Source organism: Apilactobacillus micheneri (genome assembly GCF_002993975.1).
Taxonomy (GTDB): domain Bacteria; phylum Bacillota; class Bacilli; order Lactobacillales; family Lactobacillaceae; genus Apilactobacillus; species Apilactobacillus micheneri.
Window position 1 is genome coordinate 227525 of the sequence record NZ_POSO01000002.1, and the last position, 14346, is coordinate 241870.

The 14346-nt window shown below is 29.5% G+C and carries 17 protein-coding genes and 1 pseudogene; 12 read left to right on the forward strand and 6 right to left on the reverse strand.

The features are described 5' to 3' along the window. Nucleotides 1-37: 37 nt before the first annotated feature. From C7N41_RS03085 to C7N41_RS03120, 9 genes and pseudogenes are all read left to right on the forward strand, one after another. The gene (locus C7N41_RS03085) at nucleotides 38-970 is read left to right on the forward strand and encodes an aldo/keto reductase (RefSeq protein ID WP_404799008.1); all 933 of its coding nucleotides are present in this window, start codon (nucleotides 38-40) and stop codon (nucleotides 968-970) included. A 108-nt stretch (nucleotides 971-1078) separates the two neighbouring features. Then, nucleotides 1079-1792, forward strand: coding sequence for a sulfite exporter TauE/SafE family protein (locus tag C7N41_RS03090; protein WP_225362861.1), 714 nt, complete (start codon nucleotides 1079-1081; stop codon nucleotides 1790-1792). Nucleotides 1793-1811: 19 nt separating this feature from the next. After that, a complete protein-coding gene (locus tag C7N41_RS03095) occupies nucleotides 1812-2411 on the forward strand; it encodes an NADPH-dependent FMN reductase (protein ID WP_157944957.1) in 600 nt (199 codons plus the stop codon). A 32-nt stretch (nucleotides 2412-2443) separates the two neighbouring features. Next, a complete protein-coding gene (locus C7N41_RS03100; protein ID WP_105964275.1) occupies nucleotides 2444-2833 on the forward strand; it encodes a VOC family protein in 390 nt (129 codons plus the stop codon). A gap of 10 nt (nucleotides 2834-2843) precedes the next feature. Beyond that, nucleotides 2844-3188, forward strand: a complete 345-nt coding sequence (locus tag C7N41_RS03105) for a hypothetical protein (RefSeq protein WP_105964276.1) — start codon at nucleotides 2844-2846, stop codon at nucleotides 3186-3188. A 147-nt stretch (nucleotides 3189-3335) separates the two neighbouring features. Beyond that, the gene (locus C7N41_RS03110; RefSeq protein ID WP_105964277.1) at nucleotides 3336-4646 is read left to right on the forward strand and encodes an NCS2 family permease; all 1311 of its coding nucleotides are present in this window, start codon (nucleotides 3336-3338) and stop codon (nucleotides 4644-4646) included. Between the two features lie 361 nt (nucleotides 4647-5007). Further along, a pseudogene (locus C7N41_RS07940) lies at nucleotides 5008-5475 on the forward strand (SLATT domain-containing protein); the annotation flags it as partial. Nucleotides 5476-5488: 13 nt separating this feature from the next. After that, on the forward strand, nucleotides 5489-6946 hold the full coding sequence (locus C7N41_RS03115) for a reverse transcriptase domain-containing protein (RefSeq protein WP_105964278.1): 1458 nt from the start codon (nucleotides 5489-5491) through the stop codon (nucleotides 6944-6946). A gap of 27 nt (nucleotides 6947-6973) precedes the next feature. Then, a complete protein-coding gene (locus tag C7N41_RS03120) occupies nucleotides 6974-7528 on the forward strand; it encodes a cysteine hydrolase family protein (protein WP_105964279.1) in 555 nt (184 codons plus the stop codon). A gap of 148 nt (nucleotides 7529-7676) precedes the next feature. Here C7N41_RS03120 and C7N41_RS03125 read toward each other — a convergent pair whose 3' ends face one another. Together C7N41_RS03125 and C7N41_RS03130 are read right to left on the reverse strand one after the other, a co-directional pair. Further along, a complete protein-coding gene (locus tag C7N41_RS03125) occupies nucleotides 7677-8030 on the reverse strand; it encodes a fluoride efflux transporter FluC (protein ID WP_105964280.1) in 354 nt (117 codons plus the stop codon). Beyond that, a complete protein-coding gene (locus tag C7N41_RS03130) occupies nucleotides 8027-8410 on the reverse strand; it encodes a fluoride efflux transporter FluC (protein WP_105964281.1) in 384 nt (127 codons plus the stop codon). The genes C7N41_RS03125 and C7N41_RS03130 overlap by 4 nt, the downstream gene beginning before the upstream one ends. 198 nt (nucleotides 8411-8608) lie before the next feature. On the opposite strand from C7N41_RS03130, the gene scrK reads away from it, so the two are divergent. The 3 genes from scrK (at nucleotide 8609) to C7N41_RS03145 (ending at nucleotide 11165) form a co-directional block, all read left to right on the forward strand. Further along, entirely contained in the window at nucleotides 8609-9487 is an 879-nt protein-coding gene (scrK, locus tag C7N41_RS03135; protein ID WP_105964282.1) for a fructokinase ScrK, read from the forward strand. Between the two features lie 264 nt (nucleotides 9488-9751). Beyond that, nucleotides 9752-10753, forward strand: a complete 1002-nt coding sequence (locus C7N41_RS03140; RefSeq protein WP_105964283.1) for a zinc-dependent alcohol dehydrogenase family protein — start codon at nucleotides 9752-9754, stop codon at nucleotides 10751-10753. A 19-nt stretch (nucleotides 10754-10772) separates the two neighbouring features. Beyond that, nucleotides 10773-11165: a VOC family protein gene (locus C7N41_RS03145; RefSeq protein ID WP_105956836.1), complete on the forward strand. Its 393-nt coding sequence runs from the start codon at nucleotides 10773-10775 to the stop codon at nucleotides 11163-11165. Nucleotides 11166-11218: 53 nt separating this feature from the next. On the opposite strand, the gene C7N41_RS03150 is transcribed toward C7N41_RS03145, so the two are convergent. The 4 genes from C7N41_RS03150 to C7N41_RS03165 form a co-directional block, all read right to left on the reverse strand. Further along, nucleotides 11219-11704: a hypothetical protein gene (locus C7N41_RS03150; protein ID WP_105964284.1), complete on the reverse strand. Its 486-nt coding sequence runs from the start codon at nucleotides 11702-11704 to the stop codon at nucleotides 11219-11221. Between the two features lie 15 nt (nucleotides 11705-11719). After that, entirely contained in the window at nucleotides 11720-12646 is a 927-nt protein-coding gene (locus tag C7N41_RS03155; RefSeq protein ID WP_105964285.1) for a GH25 family lysozyme, read from the reverse strand. Nucleotides 12647-12743: 97 nt separating this feature from the next. After that, nucleotides 12744-13466, reverse strand: coding sequence for a hypothetical protein (locus C7N41_RS03160; RefSeq protein WP_105964286.1), 723 nt, complete (start codon nucleotides 13464-13466; stop codon nucleotides 12744-12746). Nucleotides 13467-13546: 80 nt separating this feature from the next. Then, complete coding sequence (locus tag C7N41_RS03165) at nucleotides 13547-14341, reverse strand: metal ABC transporter permease (RefSeq protein WP_105964446.1); 795 nt, start codon at nucleotides 14339-14341, stop codon at nucleotides 13547-13549. Nucleotides 14342-14346: the final 5 nt, after the last annotated feature.

Here is a 14346-nt window from a genome sequence, read left to right on the forward strand (position 1 = left end):
AATTATTATGTTAATAAAAATTGAGGAGGCAAATTTTATGGTTAAAATTGGTAAATCAACAGTTGAATCTACTGCACTTGGTTTAGGTACTAATGCAGTTGGTGGAAATAACTTATTCCCAAACTTAAAAGATGATACTGGTATTCAAATTGTTAAAACCGCTTTAAACTCAGGTATTACCTTATTAGATACAGCTTTTGCATATGGAATGGGCCATTCAGAAGAATTAATTGGTAAGGCTATTCAAGGCTATGACCGTAGTAAATTTGTCATTGCTACTAAAGCTGCTCAAGACACTTCTGGTAGCGAAGTTACTATTAATAACAGTCCAGAATTCCTAAAACAAGCAGTTAACGATGCGCTTAAGCGTCTTCAAACTGACTACATTGATATTTTCTATATCCATTTCCCAGATGACAACACTCCTAAAGATGAAGCAGTTGCTGCATTAAATGAAATGAAAAAAGAAGGTAAGATCAAAGCAATTGGAGTTTCAAACTTCTCACTAGATCAAATTAAAGAAGCTAACAAAGATGGCTTAGTTGATGTTGTTGAAGACCAATACAGTCTATTACACCGTGATGCTGAAAAAGAATTATTCCCTTACTTAAGAGAAAACAATATTTCATTTGTACCATTCTTCCCTCTAGCATCTGGATTACTAACTGGTAAATATTCTAAGGAAGTTACTTTCCCAGAAGATGATATCAGACACGGTAACCCTGATTTTGAAGGCTCACGTTTTGAAAAGATTGTGGATACAGTTGATAGCTTAAAACCATTAGCTGACAAGCATGGTGTTACTATGGCTGAACTAATTCTTGCATGGTACATGAAGAACCCAGATATTACTGTTGTAATTCCTGGTGCTAAGAAGCCAGAACAAGTTCAAAGCAATGCTAAAGCTCTAAACACAACTATTAGTGATGCTGATTATCAAGAAATTGATGAAAAATTTAAAAATCTATAATCATATTTATAGATAATATTAAAAAGTCAGATTCTAAATTGGAATCTGACTTTTTTATCAAAGGAAGCGATATCTATCACAATTTCTACGATCATTTTTTTAATTTTTATTGGTGTAATATCTGGAATTATTAATAGTATTATTGGAATGGCTTCTTTAATTTCATATCCAGCTTTAATTTCAGTTGGGATTCCACCAGTACTAGCTAATGCTTCAAATACGGTGGCCCTAATCTCTAGTGGGATTAGTTCAACACTATCATCATTACGAGAATTAAAAGGTCATTGGAAATCCGCTTGCCCTGTCATTTTGTTAAATGCCGTTGGTGGACTTATTGGATCTATCTTGTTATTACATAGTTCCAATGAAGCATTTTCAAAAATTATTCCATTTTTGATTTTCTTTGCCGCATGTACTATTTTAATTCCAACTAAGCATCAAGATAAAAAGACAACCGCCAAAAGTACATTTTGGGAATATGTGCTCTTAGGATTAGTTGGAATTTATGTTGGTTACTTTGGTGCTGGCGCTGGCGTTATTATGATTGCGGTTTTGTCTCGAATTACTAACAGTTCATATAATGTTTATAATGCTACTAGAAATGTTGCTACTTTAGCATCTAATTTAATGGCATCTATTGTATTTATTTTAGTAGCCAATTTATACTGGAAAGAACTTATTATTTTGGCCATTGGACTATTTATTGGTGGTTTTATCGGCCCAATAATCGTGAGATATATTCCAACTAAAATTATGAAAAATGGTGTTGGAATTTTCGCTATTTTCTTATCAATTTATTTGTTTATTAAAGCATTTTTCTAAAAAATTAAGGAGCATAATCATGACAAAAATTAACATTATTTTAGGAAGTTCTCGAGAAGCTTCGCTAGGCAAAAATTTATTTAAATATTTAAAAAATAATAAAACAAAATATGAATCACAAATTGATGCAGAATTAAATTTCATTGAAATCGGTCAATATGAATTGCCATTTTTCTATGAAGCACTACCTCCAATGGGAAATAAAAATCGCCATTTACCCGCAAAGCAACAACAATGGGTTGATGATATGTATTCAGCAGACGGATATATTTTCTTAACTCCTGAATACAATCATTCCTTCCCTGCTGTGATTAAGAATGCGATTGATTATTTATCTAACCAAATTTCTAATAAAGCAGTTTTAACTATGACATATGCTAACAATAGTCGTGGTGGACAATTTGGTGGATTAGAATTAAATTCTGTTTTAACCAGACTAAATGCATTTGTCATCCCTCAAAATGTTTCCATTGGCAATGTTCAAAAGAACTTTGATGAAGATGGTCACTTTTTAGAAGATGCCCCTTCAAAAGATTTCTATGAAAAGAAATTAAATCAAAGTATTAAGAAAATAAGTTTCTATAGTAATTTATTTAAAAATAATAAATTCAAAGGATAAAAATATGAACTTATAATTTGGGAGGTATTCATATGCAAATTAAGTCAATTGATCATATCGTTTTAACCGTAAAAGATATTGAGAAAAGTTTAAATTTTTATACAGATGGACTCAATATGCAAAAAGAAGTATTTGAAACTGATAATCGCAAAAGATATGCATTAAAGTTTGGTAGCATGAAAATAAATTTGCATGAAGTAAATAATGAATTCAATCCTAAAGCTGATTTACCTACTCCAGGCTCAGAAGATTTATGTTTAATTTCTGCAACTCCTATTAAAGAAGTTATTCAAGAATTAAATAATAAACATATTCAGATTATTGAGGGCCCTGAAAAGAAGCATGGTGCTCTAGGAGCAATCACATCAATTTACCTAAGAGATCCTGATGAAAATTTAATAGAAATATCCAACTATAATTAGGAGTAACAATATGAACATTTTATTGCCAGATATTAAGACATTAGAAGCCACCACTAAGATCAAAATCAATGATACAGCTGAAGCCGTTAAAGCTGCTTATATGTACATGAAGGACAAAAATGGTAATTTGCAAATTGATGAAAGTAGTAATGAGTACATTATTTTTACATTTACAAATCCTATAGATATGATTTTAAATTCTAAAGGTGGTCCCTTTCCAGATATAGAAACATTTATTAGTTGTTTGGGTAGCTTAGGAGTTAAATTTGATATAAATAACACGTTAGATGATAATGATGAGAATAAAATTGTCGCAATTAATTTTATTGTCCATAGAAAACCAATCACAAAATAATAGAATACCCAAAATAGCATACAATTTGTATGCTATTTTTTATATCCATCTGTATATAGTTCGTAAATTGTAGACAAATTATAAAAATGTGCTAAAATTAATAATTGTTATAACAAAAACACGAACTATAAAGGGAGAGATTACATAATGGTTAGTCAAATAGCTAAATTTTTTAAATTTGACGAATTAGGAACCAATTATAAAAGAGAAACATTAGCTGGAATTACCACTTTTGTTTCAATGGTATATATCATATTCCTAAACCCTAATGTTTTAGGTGCAGCAGGAATGGATAAAGGAGCTGTCTTTACATCAACTGCTTTAGCAACTGCACTTGGTTGTTTCTTAATGGGAATTATCGCTAATTATCCCATTGCACTATCGACTAGTTTAGGAATGAACGCATTCTTCGCATATTCAGTCTGTGTCGGCATGAAAGTGCCATGGCCAACTGCTTTAGCTGGTACTTTCATTGCCGCTGTTATTTTCATTATTTTAACGGCATTTAAATTAAGAGAAAAAATTATCGATGCAATTCCTACTGATTTAAAAAGTGCGATTGCTGGTGGAATTGGATTATTCATTGCTTTCTTAGGTTTGAATCAAGGTGGCATGATTGTTGCTGATAAAAGTACCCTTGTTACTTTGGGTTCATTCCACACTGGAACAACTTGGCTTACAATTTTTGGTTTAATTTTAGTGATTGTTTTAATGAGTGCCAGAGTTCCAGGAGCTATTTTTATTGGGATGGTGGCCACTGCTATTTTGGGTATGGTTACTGGATTAATCGCAATGCCTGATCAAATTGTTTCAAGCATCCCAAGTATCAAACCAGTATTCTTAGCTGGAGTTTCACACATCGGTGATATTAATACCGTGAAATTATGGATTGTTGTCTTCACTTTCTTACTAGTATCATTTTTCGATACTGCCGGAACTTTAGTTGGATTAGCACAACAAGCTGGTTTTATTAAAGATAATAAAATTCCAAGAATTGGTCGCGCCCTAGCTGCTGATTCCACTACTATGTTAGGTGGTTCATTATTAGGGACTTCTCCTATGGGAGCTTTCGTTGAATCATCTGCCGGAATTGCAGTTGGTGGTCGTTCTGGTTTTACCGTTATTATTACTGGAATCCTATTTATCTTAGGAACTTTCTTCTCACCATTATTAGGTGTTATTACTGATCAAGTCACTGCACCTGCATTAATCATCATTGGGGTGTTAATGGCTAGTTCACTAAAAGATATTCATTGGGAAAAATTCGAATTGGCTGCTCCTTCATTCTTGATTGTTCTGGGGATGCCTCTTTCATACAGTATTTCAGATGGAATTGCTTTAGGATTTATTACTTATCCTTTGGCTATGATTGCCGCAAAACGTGGTAAAGAAGTGAATGCATTTATGTATTCATTGGCTGTTATTTTCATTATCTTCTTCTGGTTATTAAGCGAATAAAAATATTAAATATTAATTTATAAAAATCATCAATTCAAACTATATAATTTGAATTGATGATTTTTTATAATATAATTACAGTTGTATTGATATTTTCAGCTTATGATTAATAAACTAATTACATCCCATTAGTAAGAGATAAGTTAAAATTTCTTATAAGTGTATTATAAATACATGAAAATAAATATCACACTTTCATAGATTGTGTAGGATTATTATATAAGTTTGAAAATATTAATACATACATATAAGAACAGGTAGTGATAAATATTAATAAGGATGATTTTATAAATAATAAAATATGGGTAACTTCCAAAATAAGAATGGAAGCTGAAGAAAGAAGAATTGCAAAAAAAATAAATTATTTATCTTTTTTAATTCAATTACAACTTTAACCTTAATACTTTCAATTTTGGATATGGTTATTAAAAATAATGATAAAATAATAAACTTTTCATTATTCAATATAATACTTTCTATCGCATTGATTGTGTTATCACTTATAATATCAAATTATGACTTATCAAAGGAAGCTTTTGATTTCAGAAAATCATATTTGGAATTAGAAAATTTAATGTATGATAGCGATAGATACAATGAAAATGAATTGAAATTAGAATATAGTAAAATATTAGAACGACATTTAAACCATAATAACTTAGATTTTATTTATTTTAAAATTACACAAAGAAAAAATAATAACAATAATTTTAGTTACAATAATTTTGAATATTTGATGTATCTATTTGATAAGTACACATTAAATATAATAATATTTATTATTGTTATAATTATTATTGCTTTATCATATCACTACATAATAGTATAAAGAAGAATTAATAATGATCAATATAGAAGATACTTTAACCAAAATATTCGAAGCAAAAATAAACAAAAATTGTCCAATAGGATCAGATGGAATGTCATATTTTGAATTTAATAAAAATAAAAAAAATATTATCAAAAATATGGCAAATAGAATTACAAAAAATAAATATAAATTTAGTCCATATAAAGAATTTCTGATTTTAAAAGGAAAAGAATCTAAACCTAGATGTATTTCTATACCTACTATAAGAGATAGGCTTTGTATGTACTTTTTATTAAACGAAATGGAAAAATTTAATTATAATGGTAAAAATATAATTCCAGAAATTCCGCAAAAAAGCATAACTACATTAAATTTAACATTAAATAAGAAAAAATATAATTTTTTTATGAAGTATGATATAAGTAATTTTTTTAATAATTTTAATCATAAAATTTTGTTAAGCAATATAAAAATGTTTTTAAAAAATAATAATGTAATAATAGATAATAAAATATTTTTGAAAATAATAAGAGATTCAATAAACAATTATCCAAAAGATGAAAGAAAATATAAAGGTATTCCTCAAGGAATACCTATTTCTAGTATTTTAAGTCAAATATATATGTTCAATTTTGAAAATAAAATAAAAGAAAAATTAAATAATAATGTAGCCTATGACTATTTCCGATATGTTGATGACATAATAGTTATATGTTCAAAAAAAGATAGTTGTAAAATAAATACAGCATTAAAAAAAACATTCAAAGAATTCAAAATTAAAAATAACAAAAATAAAGAAAAAAATGGTAATTTATACAAAAATTCATTTGAGTTTTTGGGATATAGTTTTAAGTTAAATGGAATAAAATCTGAAGTATCAATAAAAGATAATTCTCTAAAAGTTCTTAAAAAGAGAATAGTAAATATAATAAATAATTACAAAAATAAAAAATATAATAGAGTTTCAATGAACATGAACTCGCTAATTTTTTCATTAAATTTGCTAATATCCGGTTCAGTAATGGAAAATAAATTTAGTAATAAGAAAAAATACGGTTGGTTATTTTATTTTTCTCAACTAAATGATATAAAATTATTGTTCAGTTTAGATGTATTTGTCAAAAAGAAACTTAAAAAGGCTTTTAAAAATATAAGCGATGATACTTTTGATTATATTAATACAGAAAAATTATCAGATAAAGAAAAATTACAATTTCAACAAAGCACTTTAGATTTAAGCACATTCTATTTTAAAAAACATAAAAAAATGTTTTTAAATTCTTTTGTAAAATCATATAGAGCCATAAGAAAAAACAATTTCAATTTATTTACTTTTAGATTTGATAAATACTCATCTGATGATAAAAAATATATCTTGCAAAATATATTTAAACTAAAGAAAACAAAAAATTTAGATTCTTCTTTTAACTTCTATATTTATAAAAAAGTTAAGAAGTCTGAGCAAGACATATACAATAATATATCTTAAATACAATTTATTAAGGAGGCATACATTATGTCTAAAGAAGCATTATTAATAATCGATTATACAAATGATTTTGTTGCCGATAAAGGTGCTTTAACCGTTGGTAAACCTGGACAATTATTGGAAAATATTATTGTTAATTTAGCAAATCAATTTGTTAAAAATAATAATTGGGTCATTTTACCAACTGATTTACATCATAAAAATGATCCCTACCATCCTGAAACAAAATTATTCCCACCACATAATTTAGCTAACACTTGGGGCCGCCAATTTTATGGCACTCTTCAAGATTGGTATGATCAAAATAAAAATAATAATCAGGTGTATATGTACGATAAAACTAGATATAGTGCCTTTGCCGGAACTGATTTAGATTTAAGATTAAGTGAGCGCAACATTAAAACATTACACTTAGTTGGCGTATGCACTGACATTTGTGTCCTCCACACTGCAATTGATGCCTACAATTTAAATTACAATGTAGTTATTCATGAAAGTGGCGTTGCAGCAACTAACGATATTGGACAAAAGTTTGCTTTAAATCATTTTAAAAATTGTTTAGGCGCTAGAATCGAAAAATAAATATATTAATAGATATATACTTCAGAAAATTCTTTTAAATTAAATAATACAAAAAATCCACGCAAAATTTGCTTAATCTATTTGCGTGGATTTTTGAATTAATTATAAGAAAGCAAAAATAAAAATGCTTTCGATAATATTTATAATTCTAAAAGATTAAATATCCTAATAAAGCTGCAAGTATGCCTAAGATAGCAGTTAAAGCATAATAAGTCATTGCCATCATTTTATCTTTCATGTTCATTTGAACAATTTCATTCATGTATGTAGAAAAAGTTGTGTACCCACCAACAACCGCAATAAATAAAGTTGTCCAGAAGCTTGTTTTAGGCAACTGTCCATTAATTAATCCTAATACAAATGATCCCGAAATATTAATAAATAACGTAGCAATTGGAAAAGATATATTTTTAAAAGCATTTTTAAAGATATTAGTTGCTATAAATCTTAGCACTGAACCAATTGCTGCTCCTAAGCCAACCGTTAAAACATTCAATATCATTTGCTTTCACCCCTAGTTATAATCAAGTTACCTAATGAGTTGCCTAGATTAGCAAATATTAAACCACCTAATAAACTTACTAATACATATATAATACCTAGACCAATTTCATGATTAATTAATAGGTTAATACTATCAAATGAAAATGTTGAAAAAGTGGTAAAACCTCCAATTAACCCCATACTAATTCCACTGATAAAAGATTCAGACAAATTCATCACTTTTGGCAACATTCCCGTTATCAAAGCTAATAAAAATGAACCCACTATATTTATAATAGCAGTGGCTATAAAATGATTACCCCCAGATATAAATGTAAAATATCCCCGTAAAATGCCACCAATAAAGCCAAAAATAAAGATATAAATAACTTTACGCATAACCAAATCGCACTTCTTTCGTCTTCAATATATAATATTTTATAATATATCATGAAATACTATTCAATTCATACTATACCAATTTACATTTTTCTTTTGACATTTGTACTTTTGATAACTATTATTATTAAAGTAGAGACTAATACAATTAAAAGATTATAATTAAATTAATAAAAATCACATAAGGAGTACTCATATATGCTACTTGGCAGCATTGAGGCGGGCGGCACTAAATTTGTTTGTGCTGTTGGTAATAACGATTATCAAATTGTTGATAGTGTAGTGATAAAAACAACGACGCCTGAAGAAACATTTGAAAAAACAATTAACTTTTTTAAAAAATATAAAGATTTAGCGGCTTTAAGCATTTCGTCTTTTGGTCCTATTGAAATTAGAAAAAAATCATCAAAATATGGATACATAACCGATACTCCTAAAGAAGGCTGGTCTAATGTTAACTTTTTAGGAACTATGAAGGACGCTTTGAATGTTCCGATATATTGGACAACTGATGTTAATGGATCTGTATATGGTGAATATATTAACTTTCAAAAACATGGTAAAGATTTAGATTCAATTGTTTACTATACAATCGGAACTGGCGTTGGTGCTGGAATTATCATTAATGGTAAATTTATTGGTGATATGGGACATCCAGAACTAGGCCATGTTAAATTAAAACGTCATGCTGATGATCTTAATTTTGCTGGTATTTGCCCATATCATAAAGATTGCCTCGAAGGTTTAGTGTCCGGCCCTACTTTCGAAAAACGAGTGGGTAAAAAAGGACAGGACGTTCCATTAACTAATCATGTTTGGGATATCATGGCTTATTATGTAGCTCAAGCAGCTGTTCAAATGACTTTAACTTTTCGTCCTGAAAAAATTGTTTTTGGTGGCGGAGTAGTCAGCGAAACTTTCCTTAAAAAAGTAAGAGCAGAATTTGAAAAGCTATTAAATGGATACATCACAATTGATAATGTAGACGATTATATTATCATGCCATTAATTGACGATAATGGTTCAGCAACTTATGGTAATTTTGCATTAGCATCATCATTAATAAATAAAAACTAAGTGCATTTATGCACAATATAATTATTAATCAGAAAAATATAAAAATAATTAAAAAATAAGCACAACTTGTAAACCCTTTCATAGCAAAGATTTACTTGATGTGCTTATTTTTTATCGATTATTTTTCAATAAATTTTCCACAAAATGCTTTCTTTTTTTGAAAAATGAGTTATCATAATAGTTGTAAGATTGTGAAATGATTAATTAATCATTTTACACAAGAAATTAATAAACTTGAAATTCAATATGAAAGGATCTTGAATTATGAAAGCATTAGTTTTAACTGGTAAGAAACAATTAGAAATTCAAAATACTGAAAAACCTGAACCAAAGGCTAACGAAGTTGTTGTAAACGCTAAGTACGCTGGTATCTGTGGTACTGACTACGCATTATACAATGGACTTCCAGGTTCAGCTCCAGCTGTACCTCCAATCGTTTTAGGACATGAAAACTCAGGTGTTATCTCAGCTGTTGGATCAGACGTTACTGATTACAAAGTTGGTGACCGTGTAACTGTTGACCCTAACATCTACTGTAGTAAATGTAAGTACTGCCGTACTGGACGTCCTGAATTATGTGAAAACTTATCAGCCGTTGGTGTTACTAGAAACGGTGGATTAGAAGAATACTTCACTGCTCCTACACAAGTTGTATACAAATTACCTGAAAACGTTGATTTAAAATCAGCTGCTACATGTGAACCAATTTCATGTGCCGTTCACGGTATGGACTTATTAAGCATCAAACCTTACCAAAACGCTCTAGTTATTGGTGATGGTTTCATGGGTCTAATCTTTGCTCAATTACTAAAATCATACGGTGTTAAATCAGTTACTCTAACTGGTCGTCATGATGACAAATTAGCTACTGAAAAAGAAAAGACTGGTGCTGACAAAGTTATCAACACTACTAAAGAAAAGATTCCTTCAGAATACGATGTTGTTATCGAAGCTGTTGGTCAACCTGCTACTCAAGAACAAGCTGTTGAAGCAACTGTTAAGGGTGCTCAAGTATTAATGTTCGGTGTTGGTGCTCCTAACCAAAAATTCGAAATGAACACTTACGAAGTATTCCAAAAACAATTAACTATCCAAGGTGCATTCATTAACCCTAACTCATTTGAAGATGCTATTGCATTACTACAAAGCAAGGGTGTAGATGTTGCTGACATTATCGATAATGTTATCAGCCTAGAAGATGTTGAAGGCGTTCTAAACGGTACTTCAGACCTTAAAGGTAAATGTGTAGTTAAAGTTTCTGACTAATTATTTGGAGGATAAAATTATGGCTTTAAACGATTACTTTGATGGATTACAACACGTTGGAATCCCTTCAAAAGATTTAGATAAGACAATTGAATTCTACAAAGCATTAGGCTTTGACCAAGCTGGCGCATTCCACAATGGTGAAAACCGTTGTGCATTCATGAGATATGGTAATTTAACCATTGAAACATGGGAAGGCGATCCAGTTGCTATGGAAAATGGTGCTATTAACCATCTTTCTATGAACTGTACTGATGTTGATAAAGCATTCGAAGCTGCTAAAGAACAAGGTTTCAATGTTTTAGATGACGAAATCCAATCAATCCCTACTTTCTGGGACAATGGTATTCGTTTCTTCAATATTCAAGGTCCTAACCATGAAAAAATTGAATTCTGCCAAATCATTAAATAATATTTGATAGAGTAAAAAATAACCTCCCGTTTGGGAGGTTATTTTTTATGGTTTTATGGATGTGTAGCATACAATGGTGTTTTCTTAGCGTTTTTCATTGCATCTTTTTGGTTAAAATGAACGTATTTACTGGAAACCCAACCTTTTTGGCTAAAGCCTTTTCCATAAATATTTACATAATAAGTAACAGATTGACTAAAACGACGTTTTTGATGTTTAGTTACTTTATAAAATTTAGTATCCATATGTTTTTTAGAAACCTGGGCAGCATAGTTTGATGGATTGTTCACAATAATTTTCTTTAAAGCTATTTTTTTATGCTTGTTAGTTGTTAAGTAGCCACCAGGCTTTAAAGTAACAGTTTCATTTTCTAAATTAATAGTTCTTTTATAATTTTTAGTTGAATGAATCATTTTTTGTTGGTGATTTTGTTCAATATGATGTTTATTTGAAGCTGAAACTAATTGATTACCAGATACAACCAATGATCCCATAATCAATCCACTCAATAACAAATTACGATAAATATTTTTCTTCATAAAAAGACTTCCCTTTTATTTATAAATAGCTACTGATTTCTTATTAGCAGTATATGTGGCTAAGTTTCCTTTGGCCATTACACGATCATGCTTAATCTTAAAAGACTTAATTGGCAAAATTTCGCCATATTTGGCTCTACGAATCACTTTCCCATTAATGTACAGATCAACACCTTTTTTATTAATAACCTTCATATAGCTCATATTTTTAATGTGATAATAAAGTTTTAAATTAAGTTTCTTGTTGTTTTTTCTATACAATAGATCATTGATTCTACCACCATAAGGAATAGTATTCCCATCTAGCTTTTGACTCAATGAGACACTAGGATAAGCATTAGTATATTGCCACAAATCATACTTATATGATGGATTAGGCATGTACTTAGAATAAGAAGCTAACCAAATATTATTATAAACCTTTAAAGTATTTTTATTGAATAAATCTAATGTACTTTTAGATCCATATAACACAATTGGTTTACCACCATTTACAGCACGCATCTCACTGGCCCAAGCGGCAGTAGAAGCATCTGTATTATTTTTGAAGCCAATTTCATAATCATTGGCATAGAATAATGCACCCTTAGCAGAATTATAAAGTCTACGTGCTTCTTGCCGTGCTTGATATGGATTAGTGTATTCACTATATCCATAAACACCGTATTTAATGTTATAACGATTCATTAATTTCACATTATGTTCAAATTTTATATCTTTATAACTTCCATCTTGAACTCGCAAAATAACAAATTTAACTTCTTTTTTAAGATTTTTAGCCTGACTATCAGTTAAGTAACCTTGATATTGCGATATGTCATATGCAACCGGTGAATAACTTTGACCACTAGCATTTACATTCGTTTCACCAAAAAATACAAATAAAAACATACATAAAAACAAAGTTGAAATACAAACTAAAATTTTATTATTTTTATCCATAATTATTTACAACGTCCTTTTTAGTATTATTGGTAAGAAAGTATAACAAAAAAATAGCCTAAAAACCACTAAGGCTCATAGACTATTGAAATCATCATTATTTAATTGAAGTTGCCATCTTTAAGGCAGCTGTGGCATTAGGGGCTTTAACTGTGTAAACAGAATTGCCTTCTTGCCAAGTAACTGAGCTTTCAGTATCACTTTCAATTTGAATATTACCTTTACTTTGAGGAATAGGTAATGAATTGCTTTGAACAAATTTAACAGCTGCTTTAGCGTTTTCAACTGCTTTATCACTACCATTTTCAACATTAGCATGTGATACTAATGACCAATTACCAAAGTTTGTACTTACATAAGCTTGACCAGCACCGCGATCTTCATGACCTTTAACGCTGTAACCTAAGTCAACTGAAGGTAATCCTTTAGTACTATCACTGCTTTGGTAGTCTACTTGTTGACTAGCAGCGCTAGCATTACTATAAGTTTTCTTATTAAATGTTGCACCATCAGTAGAGTATCTAACATTGTAGTTAGCTTTGTCACCACTAATTTTTGATGCAGCTGAGTTTTGTCTTGGTAATTTTTCGTTGCCTAATTTGCTATCAGTATGACTGGAACTAGCAGAATTGCTAGAACTTTCATCTGAAGATGATTTACTAGAACTTGAATCACTTGAGCTAGAATTAGATGATTTGACACTTGAACTAGATTCTTGTGAGCTACTGTTTGATGATTTGTCTGAGTTACCTTGACCACAAGCAGTTAAAACTAATCCTAGAACGGCAATTGCAGGTACAATTTTCTTCCATGCTTTCATATAAATTTAGCATCTCCTTGTAAAACTATTTCTTAAATTTAGTATAACAAATGTATACTTCAATTTGTTTAAAGTTTAGGTTAAATTCTTGTTACTTTATCGTAAAGAACTGCAACAATATAAATAATTGTTTCGATTAAAGCGATAAAGAAACTGACTGGTAAGTTAGTAATAAAACTTAAATATAAACCAACCCAAGTTCCAATCAGTGAAAATACAAATGACAATAATGTCATCCCCCAAATACTATGAGCAAAGTATTTAGCTGATGATGCTGGAATGGTTAATAAAGCAAAAATCAATAAAGAACCAACGATTTGTGCGGTAACACTAACTGTACAAGCTAACAATATCAAAAATACGATTGAAACAAAAGTGTTGGCTCTAGAATTAAAACTAGCTCCAATATCATCGAATGAATTATATTTTAACTTACGATAAATTAAGACAATTACCAAAATAATTAAAATACTTAATGCAACTAAAGTTGTTACATTATCCAAACTTATTCCCACAATACTACCAAATAAAATATTGGTAGCATAACTAGATTGACTATTAGCTAGTGATAAAAATAAAATCCCCAAACCAATAAACAATACCGAAAATACACTTATTGATGATTCACGGCGGCTGACTTTAGAACCAACCGTTCCAATCATCAGTGAACTTAACACTGTAAATATTAGCATCCCAATAATGGGATTAGTTCCTAAGAATACTCCAAACGAAGCTCCTGAGAAACTGATTTCAGATAAAGTGTGAGTAAAGAATGCTGTTTTTCTAGCAACAACGAATACTCCCATTAATCCACATAAAATAGATATAAAGAAACTTGCAATAAATGCATATTGCATAAATGGATAACTGAACATATCTA

Excerpts from the sequence above, each read along its gene's own strand:
- C7N41_RS03160 (WP_105964286.1), bottom strand. The coding sequence starts at position 13,466 with ATGAAAGCATGGAAGAAAATTGTACCTGCAATTGCCGTTCTAGGATTA.
- C7N41_RS03085 (WP_404799008.1), top strand. The coding sequence starts at position 38 with ATGGTTAAAATTGGTAAATCAACAGTTGAATCTACTGCACTTGGTTTA.
- C7N41_RS03145 (WP_105956836.1), top strand. The coding sequence starts at position 10,773 with ATGGCTTTAAACGATTACTTTGATGGATTACAACACGTTGGAATCCCT.
- C7N41_RS03105 (WP_105964276.1), top strand. The coding sequence starts at position 2,844 with ATGAACATTTTATTGCCAGATATTAAGACATTAGAAGCCACCACTAAG.
- C7N41_RS03125 (WP_105964280.1), bottom strand. The coding sequence starts at position 8,030 with ATGATATTGAATGTTTTAACGGTTGGCTTAGGAGCAGCAATTGGTTCA.
- C7N41_RS03120 (WP_105964279.1), top strand. The coding sequence starts at position 6,974 with ATGTCTAAAGAAGCATTATTAATAATCGATTATACAAATGATTTTGTT.
- C7N41_RS03115 (WP_105964278.1), top strand. The coding sequence starts at position 5,489 with ATGATCAATATAGAAGATACTTTAACCAAAATATTCGAAGCAAAAATA.
- C7N41_RS03130 (WP_105964281.1), bottom strand. The coding sequence starts at position 8,410 with ATGCGTAAAGTTATTTATATCTTTATTTTTGGCTTTATTGGTGGCATT.
- C7N41_RS03110 (WP_105964277.1), top strand. The coding sequence starts at position 3,336 with ATGGTTAGTCAAATAGCTAAATTTTTTAAATTTGACGAATTAGGAACC.
- C7N41_RS03155 (WP_105964285.1), bottom strand. The coding sequence starts at position 12,646 with ATGGATAAAAATAATAAAATTTTAGTTTGTATTTCAACTTTGTTTTTA.
- scrK (WP_105964282.1), top strand. The coding sequence starts at position 8,609 with ATGCTACTTGGCAGCATTGAGGCGGGCGGCACTAAATTTGTTTGTGCT.
- C7N41_RS03140 (WP_105964283.1), top strand. The coding sequence starts at position 9,752 with ATGAAAGCATTAGTTTTAACTGGTAAGAAACAATTAGAAATTCAAAAT.
- C7N41_RS03095 (WP_157944957.1), top strand. The coding sequence starts at position 1,812 with ATGACAAAAATTAACATTATTTTAGGAAGTTCTCGAGAAGCTTCGCTA.
- C7N41_RS03165 (WP_105964446.1), bottom strand. The coding sequence starts at position 14,341 with ATGTTCAGTTATCCATTTATGCAATATGCATTTATTGCAAGTTTCTTT.
- C7N41_RS03150 (WP_105964284.1), bottom strand. The coding sequence starts at position 11,704 with ATGAAGAAAAATATTTATCGTAATTTGTTATTGAGTGGATTGATTATG.
- C7N41_RS03100 (WP_105964275.1), top strand. The coding sequence starts at position 2,444 with ATGCAAATTAAGTCAATTGATCATATCGTTTTAACCGTAAAAGATATT.